Annotated in this window: 4 protein-coding genes; all 4 read left to right on the top strand. The window is 69.2% G+C overall.

All coding sequences use genetic code 11. The features are described 5' to 3' along the window. The first annotated feature begins 37 nt into the window (after positions 1-37). The 4 genes from ABE483_RS10715 (at position 38) to ABE483_RS10730 (ending at position 16,166) form a co-directional block, all read left to right on the top strand. On the top strand, positions 38-802 hold the full coding sequence (locus tag ABE483_RS10715) for an STN domain-containing protein (RefSeq protein WP_346481654.1): 765 nt from the start codon (positions 38-40) through the stop codon (positions 800-802). Further along, positions 802-1,332: a sigma-70 family RNA polymerase sigma factor gene (locus tag ABE483_RS10720; RefSeq protein ID WP_346463347.1), complete on the top strand. Its 531-nt coding sequence runs from the start codon at positions 802-804 to the stop codon at positions 1,330-1,332. Before ABE483_RS10715 ends, ABE483_RS10720 begins: the two co-directional genes overlap by 1 nt. Continuing rightward, a complete protein-coding gene (locus ABE483_RS10725; protein WP_346481655.1) occupies positions 1,329-2,354 on the top strand; it encodes a DUF4880 domain-containing protein in 1,026 nt (341 codons plus the stop codon). The genes ABE483_RS10720 and ABE483_RS10725 overlap by 4 nt, the downstream gene beginning before the upstream one ends. A gap of 192 nt (positions 2,355-2,546) precedes the next feature. Beyond that, on the top strand, positions 2,547-16,166 hold the full coding sequence (locus ABE483_RS10730; protein ID WP_346481656.1) for a filamentous haemagglutinin family protein: 13,620 nt from the start codon (positions 2,547-2,549) through the stop codon (positions 16,164-16,166). The last annotated feature ends 103 nt before the right edge of the window (positions 16,167-16,269 follow it).

A 16,269-nucleotide genomic window follows, 5' to 3' on the forward strand; every position in this document is an offset into this window, starting at 1 on the left:
GTGACCGGCTTGGCGTTGTGATGCTGGCGCGTCTTGCATGCAGTTTGATGACACCGGGGCGCATGACCAACAGGGGCGGGCAGGCAAACGCATCGGCGGCCGGCGCAGGAACTCTCTGCGCCCGTGTGGCTGGCTGTTTCTCCTGCTCGCGATGACCTGGCCGCCGGCGATGGCGCTGGCCCAGGACGCCATCGATGCCGCGCACACGCAGTACACGTTCGATGTTCCGGCGCAGCCGCTGCCGGAGGCCTTGCAGTTGTATGGGGAGATCACCGGGGTGGCGGTACTGATCGATGCCCGCTTGTTGGGTGGCCTGCGTTCGACCGCGCTGTCGGGGCGGTACGCCCGGCGCGACGCGTTGCAGCGGATGCTGAGCGGTACCGGACTCGTTCCGCATTTCGTGGAGAACGGTGCGTTCACCCTGGTGCCGGTGGGATCCGTGGCCGCCGACGAGGTGCTGCCCGATGCCACACCCATGCGTGCACCGTCCCTGCCCGAGCGGACCCGCCAGCGCGGTGCCCGGGTGATCCAGCACTCGCTGGAGCAGGCGCTGTGCGGCACGGCATTGACGCGGCCGGGTGACTACCGGGCGAGCGTGCGCTTCTGGCTGACCGAACGGGATCAACGCATCCGCGCACCGGAGCTGCTGGAATCCACCGGTGACCTGGCACGCGACACGGCGATCGTCAGTCGCCTGCGCGACCTGCCGTTACCCGGCCTTCCGGTTGGCCTGCCACAACCCATCACGCTGCTGTTGCTGCCTGAAACACCGGGCGCGACGCCGCCGTGCCGGGCCCGCTGATGACCGGTCTGCGCACCCTGTTCCTGGATCACTACGAAGCCTTCCGCAAACGCCTGCGGCGCCGGCTGGGCTCGGATGACCTGGCCATGGACGCGCTGCAGGAGACCTGGCTGCGGGTGGAGCGCATGGGCAGTACGCAGCCGCAGCGCAACCCGGTGGCCTACCTGTTCCGCATGGCGGTCAATGCCGCTACCGACCAGCGCATCGCCCACGGCCGGGTGCTGACCGGTGCCGAGGTGGAGGCGCTGATGGATGAAGCCCCGGATTACCTGGACCCGTCCGATGTGGCGCACGGGCGTTCCGAGCTCGCGGCGCTGGCCGATGCCCTGCGCGAGCTGCCCGAGCGCCAGCGCGCCATCCTGATCGCCGCGCGTATCGACCAGCAGCCCATCGATACCATCGCCGACCAGCACGGGGTCTCCTCACGGATGGTCGGCAAGGACCTCAAGAAAGCCCTGCAGCATTGCGCAGGACGGCTGGACCGGCCGCTGGTGCAGCGTTTCGGTCCCGGGGCGGGAAAACCGTCATGACTGATATGAAGACCTCCGTATCCCCATCGCCCGCTGATGTGCAGGCGCAAGCGCATGACTGGCTGCTGCGCCTGCAGACCGGCCCGGTGACGGCTGCCGACGCGGACGCGTTCCGACGCTGGCGTGCGCTGGATCCCCGTCATGCCGTGGCCTTCGCCCGGGCGCGCCGACTGTGGTCGGCGCTGGCGCCGGCGCTGCAGGCCAGTACGGGTCCGGCCGAGGCCACGGTGCCGAACGCCGGCGTGCCGCTGCCCGCATCCGCAACCGTCCTCCCGGTACGGCAGCGCCCCCGTCGTTTCAATCCAGGCCGACGTGCGTTTTTGGGCGGCGCTGCCGCTGCCGCCGCGGTCGGCTGGGTAGCGGTGCAGTCGCCGCTGGGGCTGTGGCCGGCGCTGGACGCGCTGGGTGCCGACTACCGCACCGCGACCGGCGAGCGCCGCGACCTCAGCATCGGCAGCGTGGCCGTGGCCATGGCCGCGCGCACCACGATGCGCCGTCCCGCCGATGGCTCGGCCGGGATCGTGGTGAGCCAGGGCGAAGCCCAGTTCGCGGTGCCGGCCTCGGCCGCTGCCAGCTTCGTGATCGGTGTCGACGGTGCGCGACTGATGCCGGCCCCGGGTGCGCGGGTGAACGTGCGCTGCATCGGTGGCGACATCCGCATCACCTGCCTGGCCGGGCGAGCCGAACTGGTGCGGGGCGCGCGTACCGTGGTGCTGCAGCCCTCCTGGCAGGCACGCCTGACGGCGGACCGGATCGCTTCCGTGGCGCCGGTCGCGGCCGACACCATCGACGCCTGGCGGCGCGGCTGGCTGGTCTTCGATGATCAGCCGCTGCAGGACGTGGTGGACGAAATCAACCGCTACCGCACCGGCCGTATCGTGCTGACCGGCAGCGCATTGCCGGCACGGCGCGTACAGGCGCGCATCCCTTTGGCGCGTATCGATACCTTCATCGATCTGGTGCGCGATGCCTATGGCGCAAAGGTGGTGAGCATGCCCGGCGGCGTCGTGCTGTTGAGCTGAGCGGCGCGTGCGCAGATGAATTTTTTGTTGCAACGGTTCAGTCGTTGTCACCTGCCCCCGTCTTATCCCTCGTAACAAGCGCAACGCATTGCACTGCCACGCTCGCTCCTGCCATGGACGGGATCGCGCTGCAGGACGGCAGCACGCGCTTGCCCTTATCAGCGAACGATATTGCGACGGGTGACAGCGATGGTGAAGCAGCAGAGCGGTTCGATCGGATGCACGGCCCCGCAGGTGCCGCAGGTGCGCGCGCTGTCGCAGGCCATCGCGGTGTTGCTGATGGCCGGTGGCGTCGCGGCGGGCGTCAACGCGCAGCAGGCCTTCAGTCCGGCATGGTTCGCCAACAAGGGCGTGCAGCAGCAGACCGCCGCGCAGACCGGCCGCCTGCCGAACGGCATGCCGTCCAACCTGGTGCGTACCGACCAGCAGGCGCAGCAGGCCCGCGACACGCTGAAGACCTCGCTGGAGAACCTCAACACTGCCGCGCAGGCGATCGCCATGCAGCAGCGCATGCAGCAGACCGCCCGCGATGCCGCGCGGCTGCGCGCCGGCCAGGTGCCCGATGGCCTGGGCGAGGGCGGGCTGAAGATCGATGACGACACCCTGACGCGCGGCTGGTTCAACGCCAGCGCCCCGACCCAGAGCAGCAAGGACGGCACCACCACCGTCAGCATCGCCCAGACCGGCGACAAGGCCATCCTCAACTGGGAAACCTTCAACGTCGGCCGCAACACCGTGGTCGATTTCGACCAGCAGGCGAGCTGGTCGCTGCTCAACCGGGTCAATGATCCCAATGCGCTCCCGTCGCAGATCCTCGGCCGCATCCAGGGCCAGGGCACGGTGATGCTGGTCAACCGCAATGGCGTGGTGTTCGACGGCAGCAGCCAGGTCAACGTCAAGAACCTGGCCGCCTCGGCGGTCAACATCAGCGACGCGCAGTTCCGCAAGGGTCTGTACAGCGACGCGCAGGGCAATGCCTTCATCCCGACCTTCGGCAACGAACTGACCACCACCACCAACGGCTTCGCCCATGGTGCGGCCACCGGTGACGTGGTGGTGGAGCGCGGTGCGCAGATCACCACGGCGGTGCCCACCTCGGTCACCGAAGGCGGCGGCTACGTGCTGCTGCTCGGCCGCCAGGTGGACAACCACGGCCAGATCACCACCGCCAATGGCCAGACCACGCTGGCCGCCGGCGATGCGTTCGTGATCCGCAAGGGCATGGGCACCGACCAGAACCAGACCTCCACCACCCGTGGCAACGTGGTCACCACGCTGCGCAAGCCGGTGGCAGCCGATGCCGTCGTGGCCACCGCCAGTGGCGTGGTCAGCAACAGCGGCCTGATCCAGGCCAGCACCGGCGACATCACCCTGGCCGGCCATGACGTGCGGCAGCAGGGTGCAGTGGTGTCGACCAGCTCGGTGCATACCCGCGGCACCGTGCATCTGCAGAACGAACGTGCCGATACCACCGGCAGCGTCCTGCTGGACCAGGGCAGCACCACCGCGATCGTGCTCGATGCCAGCGCCACCACCGCGCTGGACGTCCAGCGCGAAACGCTGGTGCAGGAATCGGACAAGGTCGGCGACGGTATCGCCCATCGCCGCGACCAGTCGCTGGTGCAGGTTAGTACCGGCGGCAAGGTCGCCTTCGATGACGACAGCCTGACGCTGGCGACGGGCGGGCAGATCTTCGTCGACGCCGCCGACAGCGAGGTCCGCCAGGGCGCGCGCCTGGACGTGGCCGGCTACGTCGGGGTCAAGATCGCGATGGAGGCCAACAACGTCCAGATCAACGTGCAGGGCAACGAGCAGCGTGACGCCGCGCTCAACCGTGACGACAAATCGCTCAACAGCAGGAACATCTGGCTTGACCGCCGCGACCTGGTCCTGGTTCCGGCCGGCACCAACGGCTATGAGACCGATCGCTGGTACACCGCCGGTGGCCTGCTGGAAGTCGGCGGCTACCTCGGGGTGACCGGCCACGGCATCGGTGAGTGGTCGGCGCAGGGCGGGACCGTGCAGTTCTCCGGCGGCAACGTGACCACGCAGCGTGGCTCGAACATCAACCTCTCCGGTGGCGCGCTGGACGTGCAGACCGGCTACGTCAACCTGACCCACCTCAAGGGCGCCGACGGCAAGCTCTACAACGCCTCCACCGCGCCGGGCGATCTGCTCTACAGCGGGCTGTACCGCGGGTTCGAAGATACCCATGCGCGCTGGGGCAATACCGAGTTCTACTACAACCCGCTGATCGCACCGCAGCGCAGGCTGGAGAACGGCTACACCGTCGGCCGCGATGCCGGCCGGCTGATCGTCGCCACCCGTGCAGCGCAGCTGCAGGGCGACGTGGACACCACGACCTTCCAGGGCGACCGCCAGCAACGCGCCCGCGATGCCGCGCTGGATGGCTACCAGCAGGGACAGACCAGCGTTGCACGCCAGGGTCAGCTGGTGATCGGCAGCTACCTGCCGTACTACGACAAAAACAGCGGCCAGCAGCGTTTCGGCCCGGCCGCATTGGCCGAACATGTGGCCATCGGTGGCGATGCAGCCAGTGTCTCCGGCATCGGCGTCATCGGTCTGGACGCGGCCTGGCTCAACGCGCAGCGCTTCGGCGGCGTGGAGGTGTACGCGCACGCCGGCATCGATGTCGACCAGGCGCTCGAGGTTGCGCTGGGCGGCACGATCGCCCTGCATGCCAGCGATGTCCGCATCAACGCCGACCTGCGCGCCAGGGGCGGCAGCATCGCACTGGGTGACATGGTCGTGCAGCGCACCTCGAGCGGCATCGAGTGGCAGGATCTGCCGATCAGCGCGCGTCCCGGCGATACCCTGCTGCACCAGGTGCTGGTCGGCGATGGCGTGACCCTCGATGCGCGTGGCCTGTGGACCAACCAGGCGCAGGACCCGGCGGCCATCGGCGGACTGCCGTTCCTCGACGGCGGCAGCGTGGCGGTGCGCAGCACCGGCAACGTGGCCCTGGGCAAAGGCAGCGTGATCGACGTGTCCTCCGGTGCGGCCATGGGCGAGGAGGGCGATGTAACCGGTGGCAAGGGCGGCAGCGTCACCCTGGCCGCAGGGCAGAACATGGGGAGCGGCGTGCTGTCGCTGGATGGCAGCATCCGAGCCCACGGCATGAAGGGCGGCGGGGCGCTCAACATCGAGAACGGCACGATGGTCAGCATCGGCGGCGACGTGCCGGATGCGATCGAGCAGCTGGCCGCCGGCCAGGCCAGCACGCTGCCGGTACGCCTGGCCGCCGACGTCACGCTCCAGCCGGGCGACGTGATCCCGCTGAGCTTCTCCATCACCATTACCCATGTGGCCGGCGGCAAACCGATGCCGCTCACGATCCGGCCCGAGGTCAGCAGCACCAAGCCGGTGACCACCCAGGCACCGTGGCTGTTGCCGGCTGCCGTGCAGCTGGCCGACTACGGCCCGGTCCGGTCCGCCGGCGAGATCCTGCCGGCAGGCACCACCCTGTGGACCATCACCGACCTGCCGGCCGGCTATGTGGTGCCGGCCAATGTATTCCCCGGTGGTCTGCCGATTCCGGCACAGACCTCCCGTTATGTCGCCGGTACCGTGGCCACTGCCGCGGTCACGGTCCCGGCCGGCACCCGCCTGCCGGTCGGCACGGTCTGGCAGCGCGATGTGCCGGTGCAGTCGTTCCTGGCGCTGGACACCGGTCTGTTCCAGAGCGGCTTCAAGCAGTACAACGTGGTGGGCCGCGATGGCGTCAAGGTGGTCGAGGGGGCGCACCTGGACGTGGCGATGCCGCTGCTGCAGGTCGACCTCGCTGCCGCGCGTGCGCTGGCCACCGGTGCCGATCCTGCCGATGCCCTGTCGGTCTGGCTGCCACCGCTGCAGCAGGACGATCCGAAAAGCGGCGAGGTCATTCTGCGCAAGGGCGCCGGGCTGTCACTGACCGCCGGCACGCCGCAGAACGCGGCCGACCTGGAGATCGGCCGCAACAGCCGGATCAACGTCGATCCCGGCCAGGCCATCACCCTGACCGGCAACGCACAGATCACCCTCGATGGTGCCCTGCAGGCCCGCGGTGGACGCATCACGGTACTTGGCGGTGACCTGGGCGAAGGCAGTCTGCTCAACCTGCCCAAGGGCACGCCCAACGCGCGCTCGATCTGGATCGGTGAGCAGGCCGTGCTCGACGTGTCCGGCATGGCCTATACGGCCCTGGATGAAGCCGGCGGTCGGCACGGCCAGGTGCTGGCGGGCGGCACGATCGAGATCGGCGCACGGCATGACCTCGCATCGCGCAACCTCCCGGCGATCGATGCATTCGTGGTGGTGCGCGAGGGCGCCCGCTTGGACGCCTCCGGTGCGCAGGCGGTGCTGGACCTGCCCGATCTCGGCACGACCCCCATTGCCAGCCACGGCGGCATCATCGCGCTGAGTGCCAGCAATGGGCTGTTCGTCGACGGCACCCTGCATGCCGCCGCCGGTGGCAGCGGCGCGCGCGGGGGCACGTTGGCGCTGAATCTTGAAACGCCGATCTACGGGCCGGTCGAGCGCTTCAGCGGCAAGGGCATCGAGGTCGCCGACGGCGTGCGCGTCCCGCGTGAGCTGGTGATCGAACAGCACTACAGCGGCAGCGGCCTGGGCACGGAGGCCGTCGCCGGCGAGCTCGATCCAACCCTGGTCTATGGCAAGGCCCGCTACGGCGTGGACGCGATCCAGGCCGGTGGCTTCGATACCGCTTCGCTGTACGTCAATGGCCTGCTGAGCTTCGATGGCGATGTAGCGCTCGACATGCGCCAGGCGTTGTACCTCACGGCCAGCGCTCTGGGGCTCTCCACGGATGCCACGCGCGACAGCCAGGTGCATTTGGCCGCACCGTACCTGCGCCTGGCCGGCTCGGCGCGCCGCCAGCCGGACAACACCATCATGCCCAACCCGGTCACCGGCTCGCGCAATATCAGCCCGGCGTCCGGTTCGCTGGGCGTGGCCGCGCTCGCCGACGCGGCGTCGATCACGCTCGCAGGCAGTCTGGTCGATGTGGTGGGCATGGTCGGCTTCGGCGCGAACGGTGAAATCGTGCAGAACGCGGTCGACCCGCTGGCGGTCAAGCGCGACGCGTTCGGCGCGGTGCGCATCGAAAGTCAGGGCGACCTGCGCCTGCGCGAGGCCGACCTGTTCTCGCCCGGCGACACCACCCTGGCGGCGGCGCAGATCTACGGCAGCGGCAATGTCACGGTGGGCCTGCGGACCCTGCTGAACGAATGGGGCACCCTCACGACGGAGTTGGATCCGGACCGCATGCTGGACATCCAGCGCATCGGCAATACCTTGCCGCCGCAGCCCTACAGCGTGTTCGGCACGATGCGTTTCAGTGCCGCCACCATCAACCAGGGCGGGGTACTGCGCGCACCGCTGGGCAACATCATTCTGGGGCGCGCCGATGGCACCGGCTACACCGGCGTGGTCAACCTGCTGCCGGGCAGCGTCACCTCGGTCAGCGCCAACGGCCTGGTGATGCCCTACGGCGGCACGGTCGACGGGCTGGTCTACAACTACAACGGCGTCGACGTGGCTTACCAGGGCGTGGGCGGTGAACCGGCGGTGGAGTTCCGCTCGCACGCGGTGAACGCCCAGGCCGGCGCGGTGCTGGATCTGTCCGGCGGCGGCGAGCTGACCGGCGCGGCGTTCCTCTCCGGTCGCGGTGGCTCCACCGATGCGCGCCTCAACCCGCTGGTGCAGATGGACCGCGATGGGTTCACGCTGCCGGGCCTGTCCACCAACCCGGTATACGCCATCCTGCCCGGGGTACAGGCTGGGCAGGCTCCGCTCGATGCCGAGCGCGGTGCCGGCGATGCGGCCATCGGCCAGCAGATCACCCTCGGCGCCGGCATCCCCGGGCTGCCGGCAGGCACCTATACGCTGCTGCCGTCCAGCTATGCACTGCTGCCGGGTGCCTTCCGCGTGGAACGCAACGGCCTTGCCGGCAGTGCCACCGCGTTCGGCACTACCCAGGCCATGCGCAACGGCTCGTGGAGCACCTCGGCGCGGCAGAGCATCGCCAACACCGGCAGCAGCGACACGCTCCCCACGCAGTGGGTGGTGACCGCCGCCGACACCCTGCGCACCTATTCGCAGTACAACGAAACCAGCTACGCCACCTTCGCGCTGCAGCAGGCCATGCGCGAGGGGGCGCCGCGCCCGCTGCTCGAACGCGACGCCAAGGCGGTCAATTTCATGGTGACCAGCCCGGATGTGGCCGGCTCGCTGGACCTGCCTTCGCTGCGGTTCAACGCCACGGTGCTGGATGTTCCCGCCACGGCGGGCACCGGTTCGGTCGCGCGTCTGTTCAATGCAACGAACTACGAAATTCTCGCCGACGGCACGGAAGCGACCGAGGACTTCGCGGGTATTTCCATGCATGCCAGCGCGCTGAACCGGGTCGGCGCAGCGCGCCTGGAAATCGGCGGCCGCCTGCGCAGCACCTACGCCAATCCGGCCAACGGCTCGCTGCAGTCGGCCAACGTGATCAACATCGATGGCGGCGGGTCCAGCAACAGCATCGTGATGCGTGCCGGTGCGCAGCTGGAGGCGGCGGAGGTCTTCCTGATGACTGGCCGCCAGGCGGGTGGCATCACCCTGGAACAGGGCGCGGGCATCAACACGCTGGGCCAGGGCGCCGCCGCCTATGACGCCGCGCAGGGTTACATCTATACGCCGGGCCGCTCTGCGCTGCTGGCCGTCTCCAACGGCCAGATCAACCTGCTGGCGCCGGAAGCGGTCGACGGCCAGGGTAACGGCGCCGGCGCGATCGAGATCGGCGCCTGCGCCGTGCTCAGCGGATGCGCGGGCACGACCCGTCTGTACTCCGAAGGCACCATCGCCACCGCGACCGACAACCGCTTCGTGCTGGGCGATGCAGTGCGCTATGGCACCCGCAACCTGGCACTGGCGGTCGGTGGCATCAACGTCGGCAGTGCCGAGGCGATCGCCGACGCCACCGCGCGCGGCACGCTGCCGGCCGGCATGACGCTCAACCAGGACGTGCTCAGTCGGCTGTTGCTGGGCGACACCAGCGTCGGCGCGCCGGCACTGGAAGCGCTGTCGCTGACCGCACGCGAGTCGGTCAACTTTTACGGCGATGTATCGCTGTCCACCTACGATGCAGTCACCGGCAAATCGGCGTTGCAGCAGCTGGTGCTGGGGACGCCGGCCATCTACGGTTATGGCGATGCCGATGCCGTGGCCCGCATCCACACCGATACCCTGATCTGGAGCGGTGCACTTGCGCCGGCCGGCAGCATCGTCGCCGACGGCCCGGGCACCGGCCACGGCCAGCTGGTGGTGGATGCCCGCGACATCGTGTTCGGCTACGGCCCGCGTACCCAGCCGGATACCGTACGCACGCAGGACCGCCTTGCGCTGGGCTTCGCCGGCGTGCACCTCAACGCCAGCGGCCGCGTGACCGCCAACCAGAAGGGCAGCCTGAGCATCTTCGAAACCCAGGGTGACTGGAATGCGGATACCCGCTCCTATGCCCGCAGTGGCGGCGAGCTGTTCCTCAACACGCCGCTGCTGACCGGCGCAGCCGGGTCGGTCAACACCATCACCACCGGGGGCAACCTGCATGTCACCGGCAACGGCGCGCCCGTCGCGCCCGACAACGCGACCCTGGCCGCCGCGCTGGGCGCGGAGATCGCGCTGGACAGCCGCGACGGCAGCCTGCTGCTGGACACCGCCGTGCTGCTGCCCAGCGGCAAACTGCGCCTCGCGGCGCAGGGCGACGTGCGCCTCGCCGATGGCGCGCAGCTGGACCTCGCCGGCCGCCGCATCGCTTTCTTCGACACCGCCAAGTACAGCTGGGGTGGTGACGTGCTGATCGACAGCCGGCAGGGCGACGTGCAGCAGGACAGCGGCGCGAAGATCAGCCTGGCCGCGCAGAACAACCGCGCCGGCACGTTCACTGCACACGCCGCCGCAGGCACCCTCGATCTGGCCGGCCAGCTGCTGGGCAGCAGCAGTGGGCATTACGACGCCGGTGGCACCGAGGTGCCGTACAGCGCCGGGCGCATCGACCTGCACGGGCAGGGGATCAACGATTTCAGTGGGCTCAATTCGCGCTTGACCCGCGATGGCGTCACCGGCGGGCGCAGCTTCCGCATCGGCGAGGGTGATCTTGCGTTGGGCGACGAAGTGGTGGCGCGTGAGGTGAACATCGCGTTGGACAACGGTCAGCTGTGGGTCAACGGCACCGTCGATGCCAGTGGCGAACAGGCCGGCAGCATCCGTCTGGCCGCGCGCAATGGCGTCACCCTCGGCAGCGCGGCCGTGCTGGATGCCAGCGCGAGCGTACTGCGCCGCGACAGCTACGGGGCGGCGATCGATGCGCCCAACCGCGCCACCATCGAGATCGATTCGGGCCGTGGCACGTTGGCCATCGCCAGTGGCGCACGCATGGACCTGCGCGTGGCCGGCAGCAGCAGGAATGTCGGCACGGTGGCGCTGAACGCGCCGCGCGTGGGCGGCAACGACGTGGCGATCGCGACCGGCGGCCCGATCAGCATCGACGGTGCGAAGACGATCCAGCTCAATGCCTTCATCACCGACAACAGCGCAGCGGCAGGCACGGAGGCCAGCACCCGCGGCGAGAGCTACCAGGTCATCGACCAGGCGTACCTGGACCGCCTGCATGCCCAGAGCACGACCTTCATCGACGCCGCACTCGCCAACAGCGCACTGGTCGACCAGCGCCTGGCGGGCCTGCGCGCGTACGGCGACGCGTTCCACCTGCGCCCGGGCGTGGAGGTCGTGGCCGACCTGGCGGTGAATGCAGACGGCAATCTGCACGTGGATGGCGATCTGGATCTTTCGGCGCACCGTTACGCCAGCCTCAACCCCGGCAGCCAGCGCACCGGCGTGCGCGGCTCCGGTGAGGCCGGTGCGCTGGTGCTGCGCGCGCAGGGCGACCTGGAGGTGTTCGGCAGCATCAGCGATGGTTTCGATGGCAGTCGCCTGGGCACCACGTTCGACGACAACGGCTGGTACCTCACCGCCGGCCGCCAGCTGTTCGGCAGCGACGTGGTGGTTCCGCATGGGGGCCTGGTCACGCTTGCCGCCGGCACCGTGTTCAATTCGGGCAAGGTGCTCAACTACGACCTGCCCATCGGCGACATGCAGATGGCCGCCGGCACCCTGTTGCCCGCCGACGCCCGCCTCGCGCTGCCGCTGGCGCTGGCCAAGGGCACCGTACTGGGCGCGGCCGTCCACGATGCCTCCGGTGCGCTGCTGTATGCGGCAGGCACGGTCCTGGCCGATGCGGTCACGCTGCCGCAGGGCGCGCGTCTGTCGGCCGGCCTGCGCCTGCCGCTGGCCGCCCGCATCGCGGCGATGACCTGGCCGGCCGGGGTGGCCCTGCCGGCGTCGCCACTCGGCAATCTGGTCACCCTGGCCGCTGACCTGGGCCTGGCCAAGGGCGCCTTCATTCCCAGCGACACCGAGGTCAAGCTGCCTGGCGACGCCACCACGGTGAACCTGCGACCGGTGGACGCCGATGGCAACCAGGGTCGCATCTGGGCACTGGCGCCGATGCTGGCGGCCGGGTCGCAATCGTGGGACATCAGCCTGGTGGCGGGCGCCGATATGGCCGCCGCGGATCGCCTGACGGTGGATTCCGCCGGCACCGGCAGCGTTCGCCTGTCCGATCCGCATTACGGCCAGGGTGGCGCCGTGGTGGAGATTCCCGGGACCGGCTCGCCGGCGACGTACATGTGGGGAGATGTGGCCACGTTTGAACAGATGGTGATGGGATTCTTCGGCGAGTACATCCTCAGCTTCGTGCCGGTCGCGGGTGCGACATTCACCGCCGATGAAATCTCCGAGCTGATGATGTGGGGCTTGATCTGGAGTGGCCCGGAGAACCTCAACGACCTTGGATTCGACGGTCTGGCTGCCATCGACTCGCCAGAGGTTCCGCCGGACACCGAGTTCAGGACACTGCCCGGGCGTGAACAGTTGCCCAGCGTGGTGCGCACTGGTACCGGCGACCTGCGTCTGGTCTCCGGCAAGGACATCGCCACCACCTCGCTGTATGGCGTCTACACCGCCGGTACTCCGTCGGCTGCCTTGGCCGGCAACGGGGGCGATCCGTACAATCAGGCGCGCGCGCGCGTCGCACCCGGCAATGCCAATCCGCTTGGAAACAGCGTGCTGGGAGATGCCGGCGAGGTGTTCGAGCACCTTGTCGATGGCGGCAGCCAGAGCCTGTACCAGGCGTGGTATCCCGAAGCAGGTGGCAACCTGCTGCTGCGCGCCGGTGGCAATATCTCGGGCGACAGCATCGGGCGTCATGGAGCGCTGACGCGTACGGAAGCGCTGGGAATCGCCACACCGCGATTGAGCACCAGCGCATCGGTGGGCAACTGGCTGTGGCGACAGGGTACCGGCAGCGTGCAGACCGGTGCGGAAGGCCTGCCGACCGCATGGTGGATCAACTTCGGCACGTACGTTGCCGCACCCGACAACGCGAACTACGACAACAATTTCGTCAACATGCCGCAGCTGATCGGGTTCACCGGCTTCGGCACGCTCGGCGGTGGCAACCTGCTGCTGGAGGCGGGCGGCGATGCGGGCATGCTGCAAAGCCGCGGCGACCATGGCGCGGCGTACATCACCCGCAGCGCGGGCCTGAACCTGACCGTTGCCAGCACCGGCAGGGTCAGCGCCGATGGCGCGCTGGTACAGACCGGCGGCGGCGATCTGGACATCCGCATCGGCGGCGGCCTCAACGCCGACCCCGCGCTGCGCTCGTTCACGGGCAGCAACAGCGCCCCGGTGGCCAACGAAATCACCGTCAACGACGCGCAGCGACTGGACGTCAACGGCAGCTTCACCAACCTGCGCGGGGCACTGCGGCTGGAAGCCGGTTCTGTGGGTGGTGTGGAACTGCGCTACGGAAAGCGCCAGGATGCCAAGGAGTCGCGTCCCTATGACGTGTACACCGCAACGGCCGCTACCGCAGCCGGTGGGCCGGTGCTGGTGCTCGGTGATGCCGGCGCCCGTCTGGATGCGCGTGGCGACCTGGTGCTGGGCACCGTCTCCGATCCGGGGCGCGTCGCCCAGTTCAACAATGGCACCCCCTTCAGCGTGGGCGGCAACACTTACCAGGACGGCGGCTGGAGCTGGTTCTCGCTGTGGACCCCGTCCACCGCGGTGGACCTGATGGCCGCCGGCGGCAACCTGACGCCGTCGCTGGCGATGCAGGACCGCAACGCTGGCACCGACGCCCGGGCGACCGACGGCAATCACGTGTATCCGTCGGTCCTGCGCGCGGTGGCTGCCAGCGGCAGCATCTACTACGGTCGCGCCCGCACGGCCCCGACCGCCGGCACCAACAACGAGGACTTCGTGGCGGGCGTGGTACTGGCGCCGTCGCCGGTGAACGGGCAGTTCGACGCACAGGGCACCGGTCAACTGGAACTGCTCGCGGCCGGCTCGATCTACGCCAACGGCACCGGCTTCGGCACCTCCGGCGCAGACCCGACCGCGTTGCCCAATCCCTGGAATCCCGGCTTCGTCGGGCTGGGGCAGGAGATGTGGTACGGGCGTCAATTCCTGCACAACGTCAGTACCGGCGCCCTAGCGCCCAGCGTGCTGATCTCAGGCGAACGCGCCAACGGCTCCCTGCAGATCTATCCGCTGTTCTCCTTCACTTCGCCGACCGCGTCCGGTTACGTGCACGTGGGCCAGACGCCTTCGCGCTACTACGCGCTCCACGGCGACCTGGTCGGGCTGCGCAGCGGCAGCGTGGTCGATACCCAGTACGGCGTCTTCAACAACGGTGTCACCACCAATATCACCAACACCTGGTACGACGGTGGTGGTGCCGTCGCCATCCGTGCCGGCCGGGACATCGTCAACTCGGGCACTCCGCTGGGTGCCTTCGACAACGTCGGCACGGTGTTTGGCAATGCCGATGGTGCGCTGGGCTGGATGGGCACCATCAACCGCGGCGATCCTGCCGCCGAGCCCCGGCCCACGGCGATCGCCAGCGGTACCGCACGCGGCAACCTGATCGTGCATACCAGTGCCGATGACGTGTCGGTCGTGCAGGCCGGGCGCGACATCCGCTTCAGCACGTTCTACGTCGCCGGCCCAGGGTTGCTCGACATCAGCGCCGGGCGCGACGTGTACATGGCCGACAAGGGCGAACTGCGCAGCCTGGGACCGGTCACCGGCGCCACGCCCGGCGACCGCAGCAGCGGCGCCAGCATCGCGGTGGCGGCCGGTCTTGGCGAGCACGGCGCGGATTGGAACGCCTTCGCCGCACGCTATCTGGATGCGGCCAACCTCGCCGATCCCGGCCGCGCGCTGGGCGATCAGGACGGCAAGGTGGTCCGTGTCTACGGCGGCGCGGTGTCGCTGGCGCAATGGCTGCAGGCGCAGTTCGGCTACGGCGGCGATGAGGCCGGTGCCGCCGCGTTCCTGGCACAACAGCAGCAGGCCCTGGACCAGGCGCACGCCACGGCGGTGGCCAGCGGCGGCACGGCCGCCAGCCGCGACCTCGCCCGGGAGTTCAAGCTGGAGAGCCAACTGCACCTGGTCAATTGGCTGACCGGCCGCTTCGGAGGTGCCAACGGACGCGGCCTGCACTTCGACGCCGCCAGCATGGACGCGCAGGCTTTCTTCGCCGCGCTGCCCGCCGAGCAGCAGAGCGCCTTCCTGCGCAACGTGTACTACGCGGAGCTGAAGGCCGCCGGCCGTGAGTACACCGCCGTCGACGGACCGCGCGAAGGCAGCTATCTGCGTGGCCGCGAGGCGATCGCCACGCTGCTGCCGACCAAGGATGCCAAGGGGGGCGAGATCGCCTACCAGGGCGACCTGACCATGTTCAGCAGTGCGCTGTACTACGAGGGCGTGCTCGAATCGGCGGCGGGCCGGCGCCCGAAGCCGGGTCAGACCTACCTGAGCGAAGCGGACTGGATTGCCGCCGGCCGCCCCACCACCGGGGTGCGCTACTACCGTGTCAACGACGCCGGTATCCACACCGATTTCGGCGGCGACATCCATCTGCTGGTGCCCGGCGGTCGCACCCTGGTGGGCGTGGATGGTGGCTTCCTGCCGGGGGCCGGTTCCGGTGTGCTCACCCAGGGCGAGGGTGACATCAACATCTACTCGCGCGGCAGCCTGCTGCTCGGGCAGAGCCGCATCTTCACCACCTTCGGCGGCAACATCCTGGCGTGGTCGGCCGAGGGCGACATCAATGCCGGCCGCGGCAGCAAGACCACGGTGGTCTACACCCCGCAGCGCCGCGTCTACGACACCGTCGGCAACGTCGCGCTGTCGCCGAACACCCCCAATACCGGTGCGGGCATCGCCACCCTCAACCCGATCGCGGAGATTCCGCCCGGCGACATCGACCTGATCGCGCCGCTGGGCACCATCGATGCAGGCGAGGCCGGCATCCGCGTCTCGGGCAACGTCAACCTGGCCGCGCTGCAGGTGCTCAATGCCGACAACATCCAGGTGCAGGGCAAGGCAGTGGGCATTCCGGTGGTCGCGGCGGTCAACGTCAGTGCGTTGACCTCGGCCAGCGCGGCGGCGAACACCGCGGTGCAGGCGGCGCAGGAGATGGTCAAGCGCCAGACCCAGCAAACCCGTCCCTCCACCATCAGCGTGCAGGTGCTGGGCTTCGGCAGCGAAACCAGCAGCGTGGCACCGCCGAAGCACGAGGACCGCTACGACCCAGACAGCGTGGTGCAGGTGGTCGGCATGGGCGAGCTGAGCATCGAGCAGCGCGCCCGCCTCGATGCTGCGACGACGAAGCGACAGTGATGACGACGTCTTTCCTGCCTCTGGCCAGCGCGCGTGGCCAACGCCATGCGCGCGCACGCAACTGCCTTGCCGGTGCAACGGCGCTGTTACCGCCGTTGCGCAC

Source organism: Stenotrophomonas sp. TWI602, assembly GCF_039674045.1.
In the GTDB taxonomy this organism is placed as follows: Bacteria; Pseudomonadota; Gammaproteobacteria; order Xanthomonadales; family Xanthomonadaceae; genus Stenotrophomonas.